Origin of the sequence: Streptomyces sp. NPDC014861, from assembly GCF_043081625.1 — a bacterium.
GTDB lineage: Bacteria > Actinomycetota > Actinomycetes > Streptomycetales > Streptomycetaceae > Streptomyces.
Genome location: NZ_JBIBWV010000004.1, coordinates 74,703 through 96,806 on the forward strand (window position 1 = coordinate 74,703; position 22,104 = coordinate 96,806).

Genomic DNA, 22,104 nt, shown 5'->3' on the forward strand with positions numbered 1-22,104 from the left:
GGCGTCCGCCTCGCGTCCGGGCCGGAGTCCAGAGTTCGGGCTCGCGTCCGGGCCCGGCCGGGGCTCCGGGCTCCGGGCCTCGGGCCTCGGGCCTCGGGCTCCGGGCCTCGGGCCTCGGGCCTCGGGCCTCGGGCTCCGGGCTCCGGCTCCGGGCTCCGGGCTCCGGCCGGATCCTCAGGCGAGGATCCGGCCGTCGACCACGACCCGGCGCGGGGCGGCGAGGACGCGGACGTCCGCGCGCGGGTCCTGGTCGTAGACGACGAGGTCGGCGGGGGCGCCCTCCTCCAGGGCGGGCCGGCCGAGCCAGGCCCTGGCCCGCCAGGTGGTGGCCGAGAGGGCGTCGAGGGCCGGGATGCCGGCCTTCGTGAGCTCCTCGACCTCCTCGGCGACCAGGCCGTGGGCGAGCGAGCCGCCCGCGTCGGTGCCGACGAAGACCGGCACGCCCGCGTCGTACGCGGCGCGGACGGTGTCGTACCGGCGCGCGTGGAGCCGGCGCATATGGGCCGACCAGCGGGGGAACTTGGCCTCGCCGCCGTCCGCGAGGTGCGGGAAGGTCGCGATGTTGACCAGCGTCGGGACGATCGCCACCCCGCGCTCGGCGAAGAGCGGGATGGTCTCCTCGGTCAGGCCCGTCGCGTGCTCGACGCAGTCGATCCCCGCCTCGACGAGGTCGCGGAGCGAGTCCTCGGCGAAGCAGTGGGCGGTGACCCGGGCGCCGAGCCGGTGCGCCTCCGCGATCGCCGCCTCCACCTCGGGGCGCGGCCAGGACGGCGTGAGGTCGCCGACCTCGCGGTCGATCCAGTCGCCGACCAGCTTGACCCAGCCGTCGCCGCGCCGGGCCTCACGGCCGACGTACTCCACGAGGTCGGCGGGCTCGATCTCATGGGCGTAGTTGCGGATGTAGCGGCGGGTGCGGGCGATGTGCCGGCCGGCCCGGATGATCTTCGGCAGGTCCTCGCGGTCGTCGATCCAGCGGGTGTCGGAGGGCGAGCCGGCGTCGCGGATCAGGAGGGTGCCGGCGTCCCGGTCGGTGAGGGCCTGCTTCTCGGCGGTGGCCGCGTCGACGGGCCCGTGCCGGTCCAGGCCGACGTGGCAGTGGGCGTCGACCAGACCGGGCAGCGCCCACCCCTCGACGGTCAGGGCCTCGCCCGCGGGCCGCTCGAAGGTGATCCGCCCGCCCACGCACCAGAGTTCGTCCCGTACGTCCTCCGGGCCGACGAGCACCCGCCCCTTCACGTGCAACACCTCGTGATCGCTCATGCCAGCACTGTACGAGGGCCCGCGGGAGCGGTGGGCGTACGCTGGCCGGGCCCGCACCACCGACCTGAGAAGGCACCACCGTGACCGTGACACACCCGCTGCTCGACCTGGCCCCGATGACCGCCGCGCACTTCGCGTCCATCGAGCGGCGGGTCGCCGCGCTGCTCTCCACCGAGCAGGACGTGGTGATCACCCAGGGCGAGGCGCTGCTGCCGCTGGAGGGGTGCATCCGCAGCGGGGCGCGGGCCGGTTCGACCGCGCTGAACGTGGTCACCGGTCCGTACGGGCAGACCTTCGGCGACTGGCTGCGCGACTGCGGGGCGACCGTGGTCGACCTCGCGGTGCCCTTCCACGCGGCGGTGACCGCCGAGCAGGTGGAGCGGGCGCTGGCCGAGCACCCGGAGATCGACTTCGTCTCGCTGGTGCACGCGGAGGCCGCCACCGGCAACACCAACCCGGTCGCGGAGATCGGCGAGGTCGTGCGGGCGCACGGCGCGCTGTTCTACCTGGACGCCGTGGCGTCGATCGGCGCCGAGCCGGTGCTGCCGGACGCCTGGGGCGTGGACATGTGCATCATCGGCGCGCAGAAGGCGATGGGCGGCCCGGCGGGCGTCTCCGCGGTGTCGGTGAGCGCGCGGGCCTGGGAGCGGTTCGCCGCCAACCCGGCCGCGCCGCGCCGCTCGTACCTCTCCCTCCTGGACTGGAAGGAGCGCTGGATCGACGGCGGCCGGAAGGCGCTGCTGCACGCCCCGGCGCAGCTGGAGATGCTGGCCCTGGAGGCGTGCGTGGAGCGGATCGAGGCGGAGGGCCTGGACCGGCTGATGGCCCGGCACGCCTCGGCCGCGGCGGCGACCCGGGCGGGCGCGGTGGCGCTGGGCGGGGGTCTGGAGCCGTATGTGCACGAGGCGGCGGACGCGGCTCCGGTGGCGACGACGCTCCGGGCCCCGGCCGGTCTGGACGCGGCGGAGCTGGTGGCGAAGGCGCTGGCGGCGGACCCGTCGCTGCCGCTGATCGCGGGCGGCGGGAAGCTGTCCGGGGAGATGATCCGGCTCAACCACTACGGGGCGGACGCGACGCCGAACGCCGTGCAGTCCTCGCTGGCCGCGCTGGGCGCGGTGCTCGGTGAGGCGGGCCGGACCGTGGACCTGGAGGGCGCGCGCCGGGCGGTCACCGCTGCCTGGGCGGTGTAGTCGGCGTCCGTGCGTACGTGCCGAAGGGCGGGTCCGGTGCCGGACCCCGCCCTTTCGCGTGCCCCGCCCTTTCGCGTGCCCGCGCGCCGGTTACAGCGCGGGGTAGTCGGTGTAGCCGCGGTGGTCGCCGCCGAAGAAGGTGGCGGGCTCGGGGGTGTTGAAGGGGCCGCCGGCGCTCAGGCGCGCGGGCAGGTCCGGGTTGGCGAGGAAGAGGGCGCCGTAGGCGACGAGGTCGGCGGTGCCGTCCTCGATCAGGGCCAGGGCGTCGGGGCCGGTGGGGCCCTCGGTGGCCGGGTTGAGGATGAGGGTGCCGGAGTAGCGCTTGCGCAGGGCGAGCGTCAGTTCGCGGACCTCGGGCGAGGGCTCGCTGATGTGGAGGTAGGCGATGCCGAGCGGCTCCACGGCGTCGACGAGCGCCGGGTAGATCTCGTCGGTGTCGGTCTCGGCGATGTCGTTGTAGGTGTTGGCGGGGGAGATCCGCAGGCCGGTGCGGTCGGCGCCGATGGCGTCGGCCACGGCCTCGACGACCTCGACGGCGAAGCGGATGCGGTTCTCGACCGGGCCGCCCCACGCGTCGGTGCGGTGGTTGGAGCCGGTGGCGAGGAACTGCTGGATCAGGTAGCCGTTGGCGCCGTGCACCTCGACGCCGTCGAAGCCGGCCTCGACGGCGTTGCGGGCGGCCTGGGCGAAGCCCTCGACGGTCTCGTGGATCTCCTCGGCGGTGAGCTCGCGCGGGGCGACGAAGTCGATCAGGCCGGTGCCGGCGTAGAGCTGTCCCGCCGGGGCGACCGGAGAGGGGCCGACGGGGTGCAGGCCGCCGCCGAGGACCTGGGGGTGGCTGATCCGGCCGGCGTGCATGAGCTGGGCGAAGATCCGGCCGCCGCGCGCGTGGACGGCGTCGGTGACCTCGCGCCAGGCGGCGATCTGCTCGGCGGAGTGCAGGCCCGGGGTGTCGGGGTAGCCCTGGCCGACGGCGGTGGGCTGGACGCCCTCGGTGATGATCAGGCCGGCGGAGGCGCGCTGGGCGTAGTACTCCGCGACCAGGGGGGTGGGGAGGCGGCCGTCGCCCTCGGCGCGGCTGCGGGTCATGGGGGCCATGGCGATGCGGTTGGCCAGGCGGGCGCCGGCGAGGTCGACGGGGTCGAAGGCGGTGGTCATGACGGTCTCCCGGACAAATATGTGGTCGGCCAAGTATGTGGCGTGCCGCCACTGTAACCCATTCCTTGGCCAGCCAAGCAATAATTCGCGTCGCGGTAACCTGGGGGCGAGGAACCGCCCCGAGGAGCCCCGATGACCACAGTCGAGCCCGTCTGTACCGAGCAGCTGCCGTCCGCCGCCCGCGGCGGCCCGGTCGGCATGTCCCTGGCCCGGGTCTCCCGGACGCACCGGATCGCGATGGGGCGGCGCCTGCGCGAGCTCGGCCTCTACCCGGGCCAGGAGCTCATGATGATGCGGCTGTGGGACTGCGGGGCGGTCCGCCAGTCGGAGCTGATCCAGTCGCTCGGCCTGGACCCGTCGACCGTGACGAAGATGCTCCAGCGCCTGGAGCAGTGCGGCCACGTGCGCCGCTCCCCCGACCCCGCCGACCGGCGGGCCGTGATCGTCGAGGTGACGGAGTCGGGGCAGGCCCTGCGGGCCGGGGTCGAGGGCGCCTGGTCCGACCTGGAGGAGAGCTCGCTGGCCGGCCTCTCCCCGGAGGAGCGGACGGAGCTGGCCCGCCTCCTCGGCGTCCTGGCGGAGAACCTGCGCGCGGAGGCGGGCGACGCGGGCGAGTGCCCGCCGCTGAACTGCTGAACCGCTGAACCCCTGAGCCGTCGGCCGGGCCGGCGCGGGCCCTACGACGGGGCGAGCGTTCCGGGCGAGCGACGGGCCGCTCCCCCGCTCCGGCCCGACCCGGCCCGACTCGGCACGACCCGGCCCGCTCCGACCCGACTCCGCACGATCCGGCCCGCCCCGGAGGGGTCGGGCCCTAGCCGGCGAGGACGTCCAGGGCGCGGTCGACGTCCGCCGCCGTGTTGTACAGATGGAAGGAGGCCCGCAGGTTGCCGGCGCGGGACGACAGCAGGACGTCGGCGGCGCGGAGCGCGTCCGCGCGGTGGCCGAGGCCCGGCACGGCGACGACCGTGGAGTCGTCCATGACCGGCTCGTGCCCGGCGGAGAGCAGCCCGGCGCGGAAGCGGGCGGCGAGCCCCTTGTCGTGGGCCTCGATCCGCTCGATGCCGATCTCCTCCAGCAGCGCGAGCGAGCGGGCCGCGCCGTGGTACGAGAGGAAGGCGGCCGGCTCGTCGAAGCGGCGGGCGGAGCGGGCGAGTTCGCGCACCGGGCCGTAGCTGTTGACCCACAGCTCCTCGCCGGTCACCCAGCCCGCGTGGATCGGCAGCAGGGTGTCCTGGGCCTCCTCCGTGACGGTGAGGAAGGAGGTGCCGCGCGGGCAGAGCAGGTACTTGTAGGCGCCGGCGACCGTGTAGTCCCACTCCCCCGCGGCCAGCGGCAGCCAGCCCGCGGACTGGGTGACGTCGAGCAGGGTGCGGGCCCCGTGCGCCGCGGCGGCGGCCCGGACGGCGGCGAGGTCGGCGGTGCGCCCGTCCGCCGACTGCACGGCGGAGAGGGCGACGAGCGCGGTCTCCGGGCGGACGGACTCGGCGAGCCGCTCCAGCGGCACGAACCGGGTCTTCAGGTCGCCGCGGATCGTGAAGGGCGTGATGAGGGAGGAGAAGTCGCCCTCGGGGAAGAGGATCTCGGCGCCGGACGGCATCGACTGGGCGATCATGCCGCAGTGCACGGCGACCGCGCTGCCCACCGCCACCCGAGCGGGCGCGACCCCGGCGATCCGGGCGTAGGCGGCGCGGGCCTCGTCGACGAGGTCGAAGCTCCCGGCGCCGTCGGCACGCCCGTCGGCGGTCTCCTCGGCGAGGAGGGTGACCGCCTCGACGGTACGGCGCGGCAGCAGGCCGCAGGCGGAGGTGTTCAGGTAGGTCCGCCTGGGGGCGAACTCGGCGCCGCCGAGCGGCTGGTCGAGGGAGTCCATGGCCCCAGCCTGGGCCGCCCCCGACCGCCCGTCAATGCCCGCCGATCATGGACGATCCCCAAGCGCCGCTTATCCGTGCAGGTCAGAGCGGTGCGGGGGGCGGCCGTCGGGCGCTCAGCCGCGCGGCGGGACCTCGCAGCCGTCCGGGCCGCAGGCCTCCGCGTCCGGGGTGGCGGCACCGACCGGCTGGAGGGCGCGGCCCTGCCACGCCTGCTCCAGGGCCTGGGTGAAGACCTCGGCGGGCTGCCCGCCGGAGACGCCGTAGCAGCGGTCGAGCACGAAGAACGGCACGCCGTTGGCGCCGAGTTCGGCGGCCTCGCGCTCGTCGTCGCGGACCGCGTCGGCGTAGGCGGTGTCGTCGGCGAGGACGGCCCGCGCCTCGGTCTCGTCGAGCCCGGCCTCCACGGCGAGGGCGATCAGGGTCTCTCCGTCGAAGACCGACCGCTCCTCGGCGAAGTTGGCCCGGTAGGCGAGGTCGAGGAGTTCGTTCTGCCGGCCGCGCTCCCTGGCGAGGTGCAGCAGCCGGTGGATGTCGAAGGTGTTGCCGTGGTCGCGGCCGTCGGTCAGGTACTCCAGGCCCTCGGCGTGCGCGTTGGACGCGACGTGCGCCTCCATGGCCTTCGCCTCGTCCAGCGTCCGGCCGTACTTCTTCGCCAGCATCTCCAGGACGGGCCCGGTGTCGCCCTTGGCCCGGTGCGGGTCGAGCTCGAAGGACCGGTGCACCACCTCGACGTCGTCGCGGTGGGCGAAGGCGGCGAGGCCCTTCTCGAAACGGGCCTTGCCGATGTAGCACCAGGGGCAGGCGATGTCCGACCAGATCTCTACGCGCATGGGTTCCTTCTCCGGGGGGGGTGGCGGGCGGTCCGTACCGGTACGAACGCCGTCCGACCCCGATCGCATTCCGTTTACGCTCGGGACGTGATCCGGAGCACACGGGAAGAACGGCTCAGGAAGCGGAGCCGTCGCCCGGACCGGAGCGGCCGGCCCTCCCGGCCAGCCGGCTGAAGGACGCGCGGTAGCCGCTCGGGGTCAGACCGGTGCGGCGGTGCACGTGCTGGCGCAGCGAGTCGGCGGAACCCAGGCCGCACGCCCGCGCGACGGCGTCCATGCCGAGCGAGGTCGTCTCCAGGAGCTCCCTGGCCCGCTCGACGCGCTGGTGGAGCAGCCACTGGAGAGGGCTCGTGCCGGTCTCCGCCCGGAAGCGGCGGGAGAGGGTGCGTACGGACACCCCGGCGTGCCGGGCGAGGTCGGTGAGGGTGAGCGGCGCGTCGAGGTGCTCCATCACCCACGCGCGCGTGTCGGCGAAGGAGACCCCCCGCTCGGGCGGCAGCGGCGTGTCCGTGAACTGGGTCTGGCCGCCGGGGCGCACCGGGGCGACGAGGGCGAGCCGGGCCACGGTGTTGGCGACGGCGGCGCCGTGGTCGGTGCGGATCACGTGCAGGCAGAGGTCGATGCCGGCCGCGTAGCCGGACGAGGTGAGGACCGGGCCGTCCTGGACGTAGAGGACGTCGCCGCGCAGGTCCACGGCGGGGTGGCGGTCGGCGAGCAGCCGGCGGTAGGACCAGTAGGTGGTGGCGGCCCGGCCGTCGAGGAGCCCGGCCTCGGCGAGCGCGAAGGCGCCGGTGCAGATGGAGGCGATCCGGGCGCCCCCGGCCGCGGCACGGCGCAGCGCCCCGATGACGCGGGGATCGGGGTCCGTGTAGGACCCGCTGCCGGCGAGGACGACAGTGTCCGCCCCGTCGACGGCGTCGAGACCTCGCGGGACGATCAGGTCGAGGCCGCCGGTGGTGGCGACCGGACCGGGGTCGGGAGCACAGATGACGGTCTCGTAGCCGGGCGCCCCGTCGATCTCCACCTTGCCGAAGAGCATCTCGGGGATGGCGAGGTTGAACATCGAGACCGGGGGCGCGGCGATGACGGCGACCCGGCGGACCGCCGGTCCGGTCCGCGCGGGGACCGGGCCGGGGAGGGGCGCGAGGGCTCCGGGGGCCGGGTGCGCCGGCGAGGGCGAGGGCATGGCCAGAACCTCCGGTCATCTGGCATTCGGGCCACTACTGTACGCGACCGCGGGTCACCAGGGTGGGTTCATGGCTTCGACGCAGACCGACCCCGTATCCGTCCCCCCGCCCGCCTCCCCGCCTGCGGCTCCGCCGTCACCCCGTCCGGCGCTGGTCGCCGCGACGCTCGGCTTCGCCCTCATCACCCTGGACACCTCGGTCGTCAACGTGGCCCTGCCGACGATCGGCGCCGAGTGGGGCACGGGGATGGCGGGACTCCAGTGGGTGGTGGACGCGTACACGCTCTGCTTCGCGGCGCTGCTGCTCTCCACCGGCGCTCTCGCCGACCGGGTCGGGGCGAGCCGGGCGTTCGGCGCGGGGGCCGTCGTCTTCACGCTGGCCTCGGCCGGCTGCGGGCTCGCCCCCGATCTTCGGTGGCTGCTCGCGGCGCGCGCGGTGCAGGGGGTCGCGGCGGCGGTGATGCTGCCGGCCTCTCTCGCGCTGGTGCGTGAGGCGTACGGGGATCCCGCGCGGCGGGCGCGGGCGGTGGCGCTGTGGGCGGCGGGCGGCACGGTCGCGGTGGCCCTGGGGCCGGTGGCGGGCGGGGCGTTGACGGCGGCGTGGAGCTGGCGGGGCGTCTTCTTCGTCAACCTTCCGCTCGGGCTGCTCGCGCTGGTCCCGCTCGTCCGGGTGCCGGGCTCGGCGCGGCGGCCCGCGCCGATGGACGTGCCGGGCCAGGTGACGGCGGCCGTGGCGCTCGGCGCGCTGACCTTCGCGGCCATCGAGGGCGGCCCGGAGGGCGGTGCCGCGCTCGCGGTCGCCGTGGCGGCCTTCGCCGCCTTCCTGCGGATCGAGGCGCGACGGAGCAGTCCGGTGGTGCCGCTGGACCTGTTCCGGAACAGGACCGTCGCCGTGGCGGTGGCGGCGGGTGCGGCGAACAGCGTGGCGTTCTACGGCACGATCTTCGTCTTCGGCCTCTTCTTCCAGCAGCGGCTCGGGCTCTCGGCACTGATGGCGGGGCTGATGTTCCTGCCGATGACCGGGCTGCTCGCGGTGGTCAACGTCCTCTCCGCGAAGGTGGCGGCGCGGTACGGGGCGCGGCTGCCCGCCCTGGTCGGCCAGGCGGTCGCGGTGTCGGGTCTGCTGGCGCTGCTCGCCGTGGACGAGCACACCTCGCTGACGGTGCAGGCGCTGTTGCTGGTTCCGATGTCGCTGGGGGTCGGGTTCTCGCTGCCGCCGCTGATCGCCGCCCTGATGGAGGCGGTGCCGGCGGAGCGGGCGGGGACGGCAGCGGGGGTGCTCAACGCCGCCCGGCAGACGGCGGGTGCGCTCGCCGTCGCCGTCTTCGGCTCGCTGGCGGCGAGGGGATTCGACCTGGCGCTTCCGGTGAGTCTGCTGATCGGCGCGGGGCTGCTCACCCTGACGACCCTGGCGTCGCTCCGGCTGCCGCGGGCGGGTCGGTGAGGCCTTTCCGGTACCGGCCGGGGGCGGTGCCGTACTGGCGCTTGAACGCCTTGGCGAAGGCGAACTCGGAGGTGTAGCCGGCCCGCTGGGCGACCACCCGCAGCGGCAGGTCGCCGGAGCGCAGCAGCCGGCCGGCCGTGATCATCCGCCACCAGGTGAGGTACGCGAGCGGGGCCCGGCCCACCAGGGCGGTGAAGCGGCGGGCGAACGCGGCCCGGGAGAGCCCGCCGAGCGCCCCGAGCTCCTCGACCGTCCAGCTCCGCGCCGGGTCGGCGTGGAGGGCGCGCAGGGCGCGGGTGACGGCCGGATCGCCGAGCGCGGCGGACCAGCCGGTGGAGCGGTCGGCCCGCTCGGCGAGCCACCAGGTGCGGAGGAGGTGGATCAGCAGGGTGTCGAGGAGCGCGGGGACGAGTGCGTCGGACCCCGGCAGGGGCTCGGCGAGCTCGGCCCCCAGCAGGTCGATGGCGGCGCGCAGCCGTGGGTGGGCGCCGACCCGGGCGGGGAGGTGGACGTAGGGCGGCAGCTCGGTGAGGAGCGGGTGGGCGCGGTTCCGGTCGAGCTGGTAGGAGCCGCACAGGAGCAGGGTGTCCGCCGGGCCGACCGGTCCCCGGTCGGAGTCGTTCGGCCAGGAGCCGTCGGGGGCGGGGACGGCGTCGGTGAGCGGGGTGCCGGGCCGGTCGGCGAGGCCGTGGCCGATGCCGTGCGGGAGCAGGACGACGTCGCCGGTGCCGAGCCGGACGGGGTCGGCCCCGGCGGGTGGCAGGAGCCAGGCGGTGCCCTGGAGGAGGACGTGGAATCCGGCACCCTCGCTCGGCGGGAAGCGCGAACCCCAGGGGGCGGAGCGGACCGTGCGGGAGGAGTGGGGGCGACCGGTGCGCATGACGGCGACGGCGTCGCTCAGTACGTCCATGCGCGGCACCGTACCGCTCCGCGCATGGACGAGACGATCGGACATGGCCAGGAGCGAAAGAGACATGGATCGTCTCCGGGGCGGCTCCTACGGTCGAGGCATGGGAGATCACATGACGACGAGGGCGGTCCTGTTCCACGAGCTCGGCGGCCCCGAGGTGCTGTCCGTCGAGGAGGTGCCGCTGCCGGCGCCGGGCCCCGGCGAGGTGCTGGTCCGGGTCGAGGCGATCGGCCTCAACCGCGCCGAGGCGCTGTTCCGGGCGGGTACCTACTACTACCCGGCGCGGCTGCCGGGTTCACGGCTCGGCTACGAGGCGGCCGGCACGGTCGAGGCGGTCGGCGTGGGGGTGACGGCCTTCGCGCCCGGGGATCCGGTGCTGGCGGCGGCCAACTTCGAGTTCGGCGCGTTCGGTGTGTACGCGGAGCGGGTGGTGCTGCCCGAGGAGTATCTGGTGGCCCGGCCGGCCGGGGTGGACGCGGTGACGGGCGCGGCGGTCTGGCTGACGTACTTCACCGCGTACGGCGGGATGGTGGTGACCGGCGGGCTGCGGCCCGGCGACCACGTGGTGATCACCGGCGCGTCGAGCGGGGTGGGCACGGCCGCGGTGCAGACGGCGCTGCGGGTCGGGGCGGTGCCGATCGCCGTGACCCGGAGCGAGGCGAAGCGGAAGGCGGTGCGGGCGCTGGGGGCGGCGCACGTGGTGGCGACGGAGACGGAGGACCTGGCCGCGGAGGTGCGCCGGATCACCGGCGGGGCGGGGGCGGATCTGGTCTTCGACGCGATCGGCGGGCCGGGGTTCGCCCGGCTCGGGGACGCGCTGCGCCCCGGCGGGACGGCGGTGCTCTACGGCTGGCTCGACCCGCGGCCGGTGGAGCTGTCCCGGAACTGGCCGCAGACCGTCCACGGGTACGCGAACGGGGAGCTGGCCCGCACCGAGGAAGGACGTCGGCTGGCGGCCGGTTTCATCGGTTCGGGGCTGCGGGACGGCTCGCTGGCCCCGGTGGTGGCCGAGGTCTTCGACGGCCTGGAGCGGATCGCGGACGCGCACCGGCTGATGGAGTCGAACACCCACACCGGGAAGATCGTGGTGCGGGTGCGGCACTAGGGGGTGGCCCTCACCCACCGGCGGCCCCCGGGAGGCCGGGCCCAGGCGGCCCCCGGGAGGCCGGGCCCAGGCGGCCCCCGGGAGGCCGGGCCCAGGCGGCCCCCGGGAGGCCGGGCCCCGGTGGGGCCGGCCTTCGGTCAGCGGCGGGGCGGGCCGAGCGGGTGGCCGTCGCGCAGTTCCGGCGGGAGGAGGTGCTGCGGGGTCGACTGGTAGGTGACGGGGCGGAGCCAGCGCTCGATCGCCGTGGCGCCGACCGAGGTGGAGGCGGAGGTGGTGGCCGGGTAGGGGCCGCCGTGGTGCTGGGCCGGGGCGACCGCGACGCCGGTGGGCCAGCCGCCGACGAGGATCCGGCCGGCGAGCGGGGTGAGGGCGGCGAGCAGGCCGGGCGCGGCCGGGTCCTCGTCGGCGCAGTGCAGGGTGGCGGTGAGGTTGCCGGGCAGCCGGCCGAGGACGTCGGTGATCTGCGCCGCGTCGCTGTAGCGGGCGACGACGGTGACCGGGCCGAAGCACTCCTCCAGGAGGAGGGCGTGGCCGCCGTCGGCGAGCCGGGCCGCGTCGACGGTGAGGACGCCGGCGGTGACGGTGTGCTCGTCGGCCGCGCCGGGGGCGACGGGGGCCTCGACGCCGTCGAGGGCGGCCCGCTCGGTGACGCCCTCGACGAAGGCGGCCCGCATCCGGTGGTCGAGCAGGACGGCCGGGCCGGCCTGTCCGACGCCCTCGGTGAGCGAGGCGAGGAAGCGGTCGCCGTCGGCTCCGGCCGGGACGAGGACGAAGCCGGGCTTGGTGCAGAACTGCCCCGCGCCCAGGGTCATGGACCCGGCCAGGCCGGCGCCGAGTTCCTCGGCGCGCTCGGCGGCGGCGCCGGGGGTGACCACGACCGGGTTGAGCGAGCCGAGCTCGCCGTGGAAGGGGATCGGCGCGGGGCGGGCGGCGGCGGCGTCGAAGAGCGCCCGGCCGCCGCGCACCGAGCCGGTGAACCCGGCCGCCGCGACCAGCGGGTGGCGGACCAGTTCGACGCCCGCGTCGAAGCCGTGCAGCAGCACGACGACGTCCTCGGGGAGGCCGTTCTTGGCGGCGGCCCGGCGCAGCACTCCCGCGGCCAGTTCGGAGGTGGCCGGGTGGTCGGGGTGGGCCTTGACGACGACGGGGCAGCCGGCCGCGAGGGCGCTGGCGGTGTCGCCGCCGGGGACGGAGAAGGCGAGCGGGAAGTTGCTGGCGGCGTAGACGGCGACGACGCCGAGCGGGATCTTCCAGCGGCGCAGGTCGGGGCGGGGCGGCACGGCCGACGGGTCGGGCAGGTCCACGCGTACGTCGAGGAAGGTCCCCTCGTCGACGACGTCGGCGAAGGCCCGCAGCTGGGCGGTGGTGCGCGCGAGCTCGCCGGTGAGCCGGGGGGCGCCGAGGGCGGTCTCGGCGTCGGCGGTGGTGACGACCTCGTCGGCGGCGGCGTCGAGGAGGTCGGCGGCGGTCCTCAGGAAGGCCGCCCGGACGGTGCGGTCGGCGAGGGAGCCGCGGGCGGCGTGCGCGGCGCGGACCGCGCGGTCGACGCCGTCCGCTGTGGCCTCCGTCGCGACCTGCTCGCGCCGCTTCCCCGTCCGGGGGTCCACACTCCACACTGCTGCTGCCGACACCGGTCCACCCCTTGTCCGCTCCGACCGTTCACCATCGCCGCCCACCAGGGCTGTTCACTATGATGAACGCTGTTCTTGTGCATGAACGCTTCCGGGGTGGACTCTATTGACGTCACGGGCGTTCCCACAAGGTCGTCCGGAAGTCAGGGAGAGGGGCGGGGTCATGACGGGTGCCGACGTGAGCGGTGCGCAGGTGAAGTCCGCGGTGCGGACCGTGGAGCTGCTGGAGTTCTTCGCCGGGCGGCCCGGGATGCACACGCTGGCCACGGTCCAGGAGGCCGTCGGCTACCCCAAGTCGAGCCTCTACATGCTGCTGCGCACCCTGGTCGAGCTGGGCTGGGTGGAGACCGACGCCACCGGCACGCGGTACGGCATCGGGGTGCGGGCCCTGCTGGTGGGGACCTCGTACATCGACGGCGACGAGGTCGTGGCCGCGTCCCGGGTCACCCTGGACCGGCTCTCGGACGACACCACCGAGACCGTCCACCTCGCCCGGCTCGACGGCACCAGCGTGGTCTACCTGGCCACCCGCCAGTCCCAGCACCACCTGCGGCCCTTCACCCGGGTGGGCCGCCGGCTCCCCGCCCACTCGACCGCGCTGGGCAAGGCGCTGCTCGCCACCCACGACGACGCGCGGGTGCGGGAGCTGCTCCCGGCGAAGCTGCCGGCGGTGACCGAGCACACGATCACCGACCGGGAGCGGCTGATCGAGGAGCTTGCGGCCGTCCGCGAGCAGGGGTTCGCGGTGGACCGGGAGGAGAACACCCTGGGGCTGCGTTGCTTCGCGGTGGCGATCCCCTACCGGGAGCCGGCCCGGGACGCGCTCAGCTGCTCGGTGCCGGCCGCGCGGCTGACCCCGGGCCACGAGCAGCTGATCAAGGACGCCCTCTTCGACGCGCGCGACCGGCTGACGCTGGCCACCCGCCGGCTGTGAGCGGGGCCGCATGGGCCCGGCTGCCGTGTCCCGGCGGCGGCGCCCCCGCAGCCCGGCCGGGGATGCGTGCCGCATGAACGTTTCCTGAGAATCGGTCCGCGACCGGAACGCCGCGCGCCGCCCCGTTCGTCCCTCCTGGTGCCATGAACAAGACGATCAGGCGCACCTCGGTCTTCGCGCTGCTCCTCGTGCTCGCCCTCCTCGGCCGGGCCACCTGGGTGCAGGCGTACGAGGGCAAGGCGCTCGCGAACGACAGCAAGAACCGGCGGAAGACCATCGCGCAGTACGCGCAGCCGCTCGGGAACATCGTCGTGGCCGGCTCGCCGGTCACCGGCTCGAAGCTCACCGAGAGCGGTGATCTCGCGTACGAGCGCAGCTACAAGGACGGCGAGCTGTACGCGGCGGTCACCGGCTTCAGCTCGCAGGCGTACGGCGCCACCCAGCTGGAGGGCATCTACTCCGGGATCCTGGACGGCACCGACGACCGGCTGAAGAACCCGGTGGACGCGGTCACCCGCAAGCAGCAGGAGCCGGGCACGGTGATCACCACGATCGACCCGGACGTGCAGAAGGCCGGCTACCGGGCCCTCGGGGACAAGAAGGGCGCGGCGGTCGCCATCGACCCGGCCAGTGGCCGGATCCTCGCCATGGTCTCCACGCCCTCCTACGACCCCTCGGACATCGCCGGCACCACGGACGGCGACGCCTGGCAGCGGCTCTCCGAGGACCCGGACAAGCCGCTGGTCAACCGGGCGCTGCGGCAGCCGCTGCCGCCGGGCTCCACCTTCAAGCTGGTGGTCGCCGCCGCCGCCCTGGAGGACGGTCTGTACTCCTCCGTCGACGCGCGGACGGCCAGTCCCGACCCGTACACGCTGCCGACCACCCGGACCGTCCTGAAGAACGAGAACGCCTCCGCGCCCTGCGAGAACGCCACGATCCGCACCGCGCTCCAGTACTCCTGCAACAACGTCTTCGCCAAGATGGCGGCCGACCTTGGGCAGGAGAAGGTGAAGGCGATGGCGGACAGGTTCGGCTTCGACGAGGACGAGCTGGACGTGCCGGTCCGGGCCTACGCCAGCGTCTACCCGTCCGGGATGGACCCGGCGCAGACCGCGCTCACGGGCATCGGTCAGTTCGACGTCACCGCCACCCCGCTCCAGATGGCGATGGTCTCGGCGGTGATCGCCAACGACGGGCAGCTGGCCGCCCCGCACATGGTCTCCGAGGTGGTCGACTCCGACGGCGACCCGCTGAGGAGCTACGCCGACGGCGACGCCACCCGGGTCGTCTCCTCCGGCACCGCCGAGCAGCTGCGCAGCGCGATGGTGACCGTGGTGGAGAAGGGCACCGGCACCAACGCCGCGGTCCCCGGGGCGGAGGTCGGCGGCAAGACGGGCACGGCCCAGCACGGCGAGAACAACAGCAAGACGCCGTACGCCTGGTTCACCTCCTACGCGAAGGACCCGTCGACCGGGAAGCAGGTGGCGGTGGCCGTGATGATCGAGGACTCGGGCGCGGCCCGCTCCGAGGTCAGCGGCAACGGCCTGGCTGCGCCGGTGGCGCAGAAGATGATGGCGGCGGCGCTGAAGTGACGTCCGCGGGGGCCGGATTGGCCCCCGCGGCCCCTCACGCGATATGCAGGGGCACGCTCGTGCGTCCGAACGGAGGGCGCACCTTCGAACTGTCGATCTCGCCTGCTCCGCGGAGGACCGTCGTGCGCCGCCTGCCCCGTTCGCTGTCCGGCTGGACCATCGCGGTCTTCGGCCTGCTCGCCGCCGCCCTGGGGGTGGTGGGCCTGGTCGCCCCGGACGCCCTGCTCACGGTGATGGGCTTCGAGCCGGTGCCCGACGGCGGGCGGGCGGACGGCGACCACACCCTGGTCTTCCTCACCGCCTCCTCGATGGCGGCGCTCAACATGGGCGTCTACTACGTGCTGGCCGCGCTCTCCGACTGGAAGGCCTTCTTCCGCTGGACGGTCCCCTTCCGGCTCCTCACCTGCGCGGTCTTCACCCTCGCGGTGGTCGGCGGGCGGGCCCCGGCCGGCTTCCTCGGGGTGGGCCTGTGGGAGGGACTCGGTGCCGTGGTCACCGGGGCGGCGCTGTGGTACGAGCGCCGGCGGACCGCGCGCCCGGAATAGGGCAGGTGCCCGATCCCCCCGGGCCACCTCAGACGTCACGCTTCGGCCATGCGCTGGTATCTGACAGGTGTGGTCGTGTCCGGGTTCGGGACGACGGCGATGTGGCTGGTCTCCGGGATCTGGGTCAAGTCGCTGACGGGCTCGGACGGGCTCGCGGCCCTCACCGCCTTCGCCCTCTGGGCCCCGGCCCTGCTCGGGCCGCTGCTCGGCACCCTCGCGGACCGGGTGCGCCGCCGTCCGCTGCTGGTCGTCCTCGACCTCTCGATGGCCGCGGTGCTGCCGCTGCTGCTCTGGGTGACCTCGGCCGACCGGGTGTGGCTGCTCTTCGCCGTCCTCGTGCTGTACGGGGCGCAGGGCGCCGTCCACGAAGCGGCCGAGCAGGCGCTCCTCGCGACCGGCTCCGCCAAGGAGCGGCTGGGCTCGGTCAACGGCTGGCGGATGACCGCCAACGAGTCGATGAAGCTGATCGCCCCGCTCGCCGCGGCGGGGCTCTTCGCCCGGTACGGCGGTGGACCCGTCGTCCTCCTGGACGCGGCGACCTTCGTGCTGGCCGCGGGCGCCTTCGCCGCCATGCGGGTCAGGGAGGAGCGTCCGGCGCGTACCGCGCGGGAGCGGGGCGCGTGGCGGCGGGAGACCGCCGAGGGCGTCCGGCTGCTCGCCGCCTCGCCGGTGCTGCGGCCGCTGGTCGCCACCGGGGCGTTCACCATGCTGCTCGCCGGGGTGAACGGGGCGGCGGTGTACGCGGTGGTGGACGGGCTCGGCCGCCCGCCCGCGTACGCCGGCGTGCTCTACGCGGTGCAGGGCGCCGGTTCGGTCCTGGCCGGGCTGACCACGGGGCCGCTGCTGCGCCGGATGCCGGAGCGGCTGCTCGCCGCCGCCGGGCTCGCGCTCTTCGCGGCGGCGGCCGGGCTGCGGGCGCTGCCGTTCGAGGCGACGGCCCTCGCGGCGAGCGCGGTGATCGGCCTCGGTCTGCCGTGGGTCCTCGTCGCGGCGATGACGGCGGTCCAGCGCGAGGCCCCGGCGGAGGCGGTCGGGCGGATCGCGGCGACCGCGAACACGCTGCTCTTCGTCCCGAACGCGCTGGCCCTGGCGCTGGGCGCGGCCCTGGTCACGACCGTGGACGTCCGACTGCTGCTGCCCGCGCTCGCGGTCGCGGGGCTGGCCGGCGCCGCCGTCTCGGCGGCGGGCCCCCGGGCACGCGCGCGCGGGAAGGCCGAGGCGGAGGCCGGGGCTTCGGCGTAGCGGTGGCCCGCCCCCTGGGCCGCCCCCGGTCGGGCCACTCCGCCGTTCGAGCCGCGTGCCGGTCGGGCCACTCCCCCCGGTCGAGCCGCGTGCCAGGCCGGGTCGCGCGCCCGGCCGGGCCGCGTCCAGCCGGGCGCCGGGCCGGGGCCGGGCGGAAGTCCCCCGGACCCCGGCCCCGGCGTCCTCGTGGTGCGTGGGGGCGGGGGGCCGGGGAGCATGGAAGGGCGGCGGGCTCAGGGCCTGTGCGGGAGGAGGGCATGTGACGGCCGGATCCTTCCCGGAGACGGGCACGGGGACGGAGGAGGGTCGCGGCGGCGTGCCCGGAGGCCCGGCGGGCGGCACGGCCTTCGGCACCCGGGGCCTGCTCGACGTGCTCGGGGTGGCGGCCGTCGTCGTGGACGCGTCCGGGCGGATCGTGCTGTGGAGCCCGCAGGCTGAGGCCCTCTTCGGCTACGGGGCCGACGAGGCGCTCGGGCAGTACGTGGCGCGGCTGATCGTCGGCGAGGAGCACCGGGCCGAGGCGATGCGCCTCTTCGGCGAGGTCCTGGGCCGGGGCACCACCTGGGCGGGCACCTTCCCCGTACGGCACAAGGACGGGTCGACCCGCCAGCTGGAGTTCCGCAACATGCGGCTCACCGACGACGTGGGCGACCTGTACGCGCTCGGCATCGTCGCCGACCGGTCCGCGGTCGCCCGGGTGGAGACCGAGCTGGCCCTCTCCGACCGGCTGGTCGACCAGTCCCCGCTCGGCCTGGCGGTCCTCGACACCGGACTGCGGTACGTCCTGGTCAACCCGGCGCTCGAACGGTTCAACGGGCTGCCGGCCGCCCTCCACCTGGGCAGGCGGCCCTCGGAGGTGCTGCCGGGCGTGGACGCGGCGGCCCTGGAGGCGGCGGCCCGGCGGGTCCTGGAGACCGGCGAGCCGCTCCTGGACGTCCAGGCGATGGGCGAGACCCCGGCCGACCCGGACGGCGGAGAGCACGCCTGGTCGGTGTCCTTCTACCGTCTGGAGGCGGCCGGGGGGCGGGTGCTCGGGGTGGCGGCCTGGGTGGTCGACGTGACCGAGCGGCACCGGGCCGACGCGGCGGCCGACCGGTCCCGGCGGCGGCTCGCGCTGGTCGCGGACGCCTCCGCCCGGGTCGGCACCACCCTGGAGGTGGAGCGCACCGCGGAGGAGCTGGCGTCGGTGGTGGTGCCGGCCCTCGCCGACATCGCCGCCGTCGACGTCCTCGACTCGGTGCTGACGCTGCGCCGGCCGGACGCCCCGGAGCAGGGCCCGGCGCTCTTCCGGGCGCTGGCCGTGCGGGCCGGACACGAGACGGAGGCGCTCGCGGCCGCCGACCCGCCCGGCTCGGTCGCGCTCTACGGCGCCGAGCGGCTGGTCACCCGGTGCGTGCAGACCGGACGGCCGGTGCTGGTCTCCCGGGTCGGGGCGGAGGACCTGCCGCGGATCGCGCGCGGGCCGGAGGCCGCCGGGCAGCTGGCGCGGGCCGGGGTGCACTCGTACCTGGCGGTGCCGCTGATCGCGCGCGGCGAGGTGCTGGGCGCGCTCGACCTGAAGCGGGACCGGCACAACCCGCTGCCGTTCGACGCGGAGGACGTGCTGCTCGCGGTGGAGCTGGCCGCCCGGGCCGCGGTCGGCATCGACAACGCCCGCTGGTACCAGAACGTGCGGAACGCGGCCGTCACCCTCCAGCGCAGCCTGCTGCCCGGCGCCCCGCCCGACCGCCCCGGCCTGGAGGCCGCCGCCCGCTACCAGCCGGCCCAGGCGTCCAGCGAGGTCGGCGGCGACTGGTACGACGTGATCGCGCTGCCCGACGAGAAGACGGCCCTGGTGGTCGGGGACGTGATGGGCAGCGGCATCGAGGCGGCGGCGACCATGGGCCGGCTGCGGACCGCCACCCGAGCCTTCGCGGACCTCGACCTCTCCCCCACGCAGGTGCTGCGGCACCTCGACCGGATCGCGGTCGGCCTGGAGCACTCCATCGCCACCTGCCTGTTCGCCGTGCACGACCCGCGGCGGGGCCGCTGCCGGATCGCGAACGCCGGCCACCTGCCCCCCGTCCGCCTCCCCGCGGACGGCCCGGCCGAACTGGTCACCCTCTCCACCGGCGTCCCGCTCGGCGTCGGCGGCGGCACCTTCCGGACGGCGCGGGTGCCCTTCCTCCCCGGCGACCGGCTCGTGCTCTTCACCGACGGGCTGATCGAGACCCGCGACACCGCCATCGACGACCGGCTCGACCTGCTCGTGACCCTCGTCGAGGCCACCCGGGGCCTGTCCCTGGAGGAGAGCTGCGACCGGCTGCTGCGCGAGCTGCGCCGCCCCGGCGCCGCGGACGACGTGGCGCTGCTCATCGCCCGGAGCACCCGATGACGGCCCGCGGACGCAGGCCGCCGCCGGGGCGCGGCTCCGGGCTGCGCAGCCTGGCCGGCCAGGTCCTCGCCCTGGAGGCGCTGATCGCGCTCCTGGTGATCGTGGCGGCGGTCCTGGTCACCTTCCAGCAGGCCCGGCAGGACGTGCTGACGGACGCCCGGGTGCGGTCGCTCGCGGTGGCGGAGGCCTTCGCCAAGGCGCCCGGCGTGGACGAGGCGCTGAGCTCGCCCGATCCGACGGCCGCGCTCCAGGAGGCGGCCGAGCGGACGCGGGTGGCGACCGGGGTGGACTTCATCGCGGTGCTGGGCCGGGACGGCGTGCGGTACACGGACTCCGAGACCGGGCTGATCGGCCAGAGGGCGACCGGTGACCTCTCCCGGGCCGTGGTGGACGGCGAGTCGTACACGGAGACCTTCCGGGGCGCGCCGAACGACGCGGTGCGGGCCGTGGTGCCGGTGGTGGACGACGACGGCCGGATCGTCGGCCTGGTGACGAGCGGCATCGAGGTGCAGTCGATCAGCGACGTCGTGCAGGGCCGGCTGGTGGTGCTGCTGGCCGCGGGCGGCGGCGCGCTGCTGCTCGCCGTGGGCGGGGCGGCGCTGGTGTCGCGGCGGCTGCGGCGGCAGACGCACGGCCTGGGCCCGGCCGAGATGACCCGGATGAAGGAGCACCACGAGGCGGTGCTGCACGCGGTCCGCGAGGGGGTGCTGATCGTCGACGCGGACCATCGGCTGCTGCTCGCCAACGACGAGGCGCGGCGGCTGCTCGGCCTCGCGGCGGACGCCGACGGGCGGCCGGTCGCGGAGCTGGGGCTCGATCCCCGGACGGTCGAGCTCCTGGAGTCCGGCCGGACCGCGACCGACGAGGTCCACCGTGCGGGCGACCTGCTGCTCGCGGTGAGCGTGCGCCCCACCGTCCGGGACGGCGGCCCGGGCGAGGGCAGCGTGATGACCATGCGGGACACCACCGAGCTGGCCGCGCTGAGCGGGCGGGCGGAGGTGGCGCGGGGCAGGCTCCAGCTGCTGTACGAGGCGGGGGTGCGGATCGGGACGACCCTGGAGGTGGTCCGGACGGCGGAGGAGCTGGCGGAGGTGGCGGTGCCGCGGTTCGCGGACTTCGCGACCGTGGAGCTGCTCGAACCGGTGCTGCGGGGCGAGGAGCCGCCGCAGGACTCGACGCTGTCGGAGATGCGCAGGGCGGCGCTGAGCGGGGTCCGGGAGGACCAGCCGCTCCAGCCGGTCGGCGAGGTGATCCGCTTCCATGTGCCGAGCACCCCGATGGCGACGGCGCTGTCCGAGGGGCACGCGGTGGTGCAGGCGGAGCTGGCGGCGGCGGACGGCTGGCGGGCGCAGGACCCGGAGGGGGCGGCCGGGGCCCTGGCGTACGGGATGCACTCGCTGCTCACGGTGCCGCTGCTGGCCCGGGACGTGGTGCTGGGGATGGCGAACTTCTGGCGGGCGGACACGGCGGGGCCGTTCGGCGAGGAGGACCTGGAGTTCGCGGAGGAGCTGGCGGCGCGGGCCGCGGTGGCGATCGACAACGCCCGCCGGTTCACCCGGGAGCACGCGATGGCGGTGACGCTCCAGCGGAGCCTGCTGCCCCGGGTGCTGCCCGAGCAGAGCGCGGTGGAGGTGGCGTACCGCTATCTGCCGGCGAAGGCGGGGGTCGGCGGCGACTGGTTCGACGTGATCCCGCTGCCGGGGGCGCGGGTGGCGCTGGTGGTGGGCGACGTGGTGGGGCACGGGCTGCACGCGGCGGCGACGATGGGGCGGCTGCGGACCGCGGTGCACAACTTCTCGACGCTGGACGTGCCGCCGGACGAGATCCTGGGGCATCTGGACGAGCTGACCGGGCGGATCGACGAGGAGGGGGAGCCGGCGGCGGAGGCGGACGAGGGCGGCCGGGGGCGGCGGGAGGAGACCATCACCGGCGCGACCTGCCTGTACGCGATCTACGACCCGGCGTCCGGAGTGTGCACGGTGGCGAGCGCGGGTCATCCGGGTCCCGCGGTGGTGCACGCGGACGGGCGGGTGGAGTTCCCGCCGCTGGCGCCGGGGCTGCCGCTCGGGCTCGGGCTCGGTGACCTGCCGTTCGAGTCGACGGAGCTGCGGCTGCCGGAGGACAGCAAGCTGGTGCTGTTCACCGACGGGCTCCTGGAGGACCACGGGCGGGACGTGGGGACGGGGCTGCGGCTGCTGCGCACGACGCTGGAGCGGGCGGACCGGAGCCCGGAGCAGACCTGTGCGGACGTGCTGGCGAACCTGCTGTCGCCGGCGCCCCGGGACGACATCGCGCTGCTGGTGGCGCGGACCCGGCGGCTTCCGGCGGACCGGATCGCCGAGTGGGAGGTGGCGCGGGACCCGGCGGCGGTGTCGCCGGTGCGGAACGCGGCGGCGGCCCAGCTCGGCGCGTGGGGGCTCGACGAGGCGGCCTACGCGGTGGAGCTGATCCTGAGCGAGCTGGTGACCAACGCGGTGCGGTACGGGGCGGATCCGGTGCGGGTGCGGCTGCTGTACGACCGGACGCTGGTGTGCGAGGTGTCGGACGGCAGCTCGACCTCGCCGCACCTGCGGCACGCGGCGGAGACGGACGAGGGCGGGCGGGGGCTGTACCTGGTGGCGCGGTTCGCGGAGCGCTGGGGCACCCGGTACGGGCGGCGGGGGAAGACGATCTGGGCGGAGCTGCGGGTGGGGCCCGACGGCGGGGAGGGGGGACCGGAGGTCGCCGGTCCCGGCCCGGCACCGACGGTCGACCTGGACGCGCTGGAGAAGCTGGCCTGGTGAGGGGGTGAGCGGTCGGGCCCCGGACTACCGCCGACACATGGTATACCAA

At 75.7% G+C, this 22,104-nt stretch carries 17 protein-coding genes; 10 read left to right on the top strand and 7 right to left on the bottom strand.

Annotation, left to right across the window (positions count from 1 at the left end; all coding sequences use genetic code 11):
* Positions 1–174: 174 nt before the first annotated feature.
* Positions 175–1,260: an amidohydrolase family protein gene (locus ACF1BN_RS09880; RefSeq protein WP_392331088.1), complete on the bottom strand. Its 1,086-nt coding sequence runs from the start codon at positions 1,258–1,260 to the stop codon at positions 175–177.
* Positions 1,261–1,346: 86 nt separating this feature from the next.
* Between ACF1BN_RS09880 and ACF1BN_RS09885 the strand changes: the two genes are divergently transcribed.
* Positions 1,347–2,450: a pyridoxal-phosphate-dependent aminotransferase family protein gene (locus ACF1BN_RS09885; protein WP_392331453.1), complete on the top strand. Its 1,104-nt coding sequence runs from the start codon at positions 1,347–1,349 to the stop codon at positions 2,448–2,450.
* 90 nt (positions 2,451–2,540) lie between these two features.
* Here the strand turns inward: ACF1BN_RS09885 and ACF1BN_RS09890 are convergent, their stop codons facing one another.
* Positions 2,541–3,608 (bottom strand): alkene reductase, encoded by a 1,068-nt coding sequence (locus tag ACF1BN_RS09890; protein WP_392331089.1) that lies wholly within the window; start codon positions 3,606–3,608, stop codon positions 2,541–2,543.
* A gap of 132 nt (positions 3,609–3,740) precedes the next feature.
* Here ACF1BN_RS09890 and ACF1BN_RS09895 point away from each other — a divergent pair, with 132 nt between their 5' ends.
* Complete coding sequence (locus tag ACF1BN_RS09895) at positions 3,741–4,244, top strand: MarR family winged helix-turn-helix transcriptional regulator (protein ID WP_392331090.1); 504 nt, start codon at positions 3,741–3,743, stop codon at positions 4,242–4,244.
* Between the two features lie 175 nt (positions 4,245–4,419).
* On the opposite strand, the gene ACF1BN_RS09900 is transcribed toward ACF1BN_RS09895, so the two are convergent.
* From ACF1BN_RS09900 to ACF1BN_RS09910, 3 genes are all read right to left on the bottom strand, one after another.
* A complete protein-coding gene (locus ACF1BN_RS09900) occupies positions 4,420–5,478 on the bottom strand; it encodes an aminotransferase class V-fold PLP-dependent enzyme (protein WP_392331091.1) in 1,059 nt (352 codons plus the stop codon).
* A 114-nt stretch (positions 5,479–5,592) separates the two neighbouring features.
* Positions 5,593–6,309 carry a DsbA family oxidoreductase gene (locus ACF1BN_RS09905; protein WP_392331092.1) on the bottom strand — a complete coding sequence of 239 codons (717 nt, stop codon included), beginning with the start codon at positions 6,307–6,309 and terminating at the stop codon, positions 5,593–5,595.
* Positions 6,310–6,424: 115 nt separating this feature from the next.
* The gene (locus ACF1BN_RS09910) at positions 6,425–7,495 is read right to left on the bottom strand and encodes a GlxA family transcriptional regulator (protein WP_392331093.1); all 1,071 of its coding nucleotides are present in this window, start codon (positions 7,493–7,495) and stop codon (positions 6,425–6,427) included.
* A gap of 70 nt (positions 7,496–7,565) precedes the next feature.
* Between ACF1BN_RS09910 and ACF1BN_RS09915 the strand changes: the two genes are divergently transcribed.
* On the top strand, positions 7,566–8,939 hold the full coding sequence (locus ACF1BN_RS09915) for an MFS transporter (protein ID WP_392331094.1): 1,374 nt from the start codon (positions 7,566–7,568) through the stop codon (positions 8,937–8,939).
* Here ACF1BN_RS09915 and ACF1BN_RS09920 read toward each other — a convergent pair.
* Entirely contained in the window at positions 8,890–9,849 is a 960-nt protein-coding gene (locus tag ACF1BN_RS09920; RefSeq protein WP_392331095.1) for an AraC family transcriptional regulator, read from the bottom strand. The genes ACF1BN_RS09915 and ACF1BN_RS09920 overlap by 50 nt on opposite strands.
* Before the next feature lie 100 nt (positions 9,850–9,949).
* Between ACF1BN_RS09920 and ACF1BN_RS09925 the strand changes: the two genes are divergently transcribed.
* Positions 9,950–10,954, top strand: a complete 1,005-nt coding sequence (locus ACF1BN_RS09925) for a zinc-dependent alcohol dehydrogenase family protein (protein ID WP_392331096.1) — start codon at positions 9,950–9,952, stop codon at positions 10,952–10,954.
* Between the two features lie 137 nt (positions 10,955–11,091).
* Here the strand turns inward: ACF1BN_RS09925 and ACF1BN_RS09930 are convergent, their stop codons facing one another.
* On the bottom strand, positions 11,092–12,585 hold the full coding sequence (locus ACF1BN_RS09930; protein ID WP_392331097.1) for an aldehyde dehydrogenase (NADP(+)): 1,494 nt from the start codon (positions 12,583–12,585) through the stop codon (positions 11,092–11,094).
* Between the two features lie 163 nt (positions 12,586–12,748).
* Here ACF1BN_RS09930 and ACF1BN_RS09935 point away from each other — a divergent pair, with 163 nt between their 5' ends.
* The 6 genes from ACF1BN_RS09935 to ACF1BN_RS09960 all read left to right on the top strand — a co-directional run bounded on the left by ACF1BN_RS09935 (position 12,749) and on the right by ACF1BN_RS09960 (position 22,055).
* Entirely contained in the window at positions 12,749–13,519 is a 771-nt protein-coding gene (locus tag ACF1BN_RS09935; protein ID WP_392331098.1) for an IclR family transcriptional regulator, read from the top strand.
* 143 nt (positions 13,520–13,662) lie between these two features.
* A complete protein-coding gene (locus tag ACF1BN_RS09940) occupies positions 13,663–15,111 on the top strand; it encodes a peptidoglycan D,D-transpeptidase FtsI family protein (RefSeq protein ID WP_392331099.1) in 1,449 nt (482 codons plus the stop codon).
* Positions 15,112–15,233: 122 nt separating this feature from the next.
* Entirely contained in the window at positions 15,234–15,656 is a 423-nt protein-coding gene (locus ACF1BN_RS09945; protein ID WP_392331100.1) for a hypothetical protein, read from the top strand.
* Between the two features lie 48 nt (positions 15,657–15,704).
* Complete coding sequence (locus tag ACF1BN_RS09950) at positions 15,705–16,898, top strand: MFS transporter (protein ID WP_392331101.1); 1,194 nt, start codon at positions 15,705–15,707, stop codon at positions 16,896–16,898.
* 259 nt (positions 16,899–17,157) lie between these two features.
* Positions 17,158–19,272 (top strand): SpoIIE family protein phosphatase, encoded by a 2,115-nt coding sequence (locus ACF1BN_RS09955; RefSeq protein ID WP_392331102.1) that lies wholly within the window; start codon positions 17,158–17,160, stop codon positions 19,270–19,272.
* Positions 19,269–22,055 carry a SpoIIE family protein phosphatase gene (locus ACF1BN_RS09960; RefSeq protein WP_392331103.1) on the top strand — a complete coding sequence of 929 codons (2,787 nt, stop codon included), beginning with the start codon at positions 19,269–19,271 and terminating at the stop codon, positions 22,053–22,055. The genes ACF1BN_RS09955 and ACF1BN_RS09960 overlap by 4 nt, the downstream gene beginning before the upstream one ends.
* The last annotated feature ends 49 nt before the right edge of the window (positions 22,056–22,104 follow it).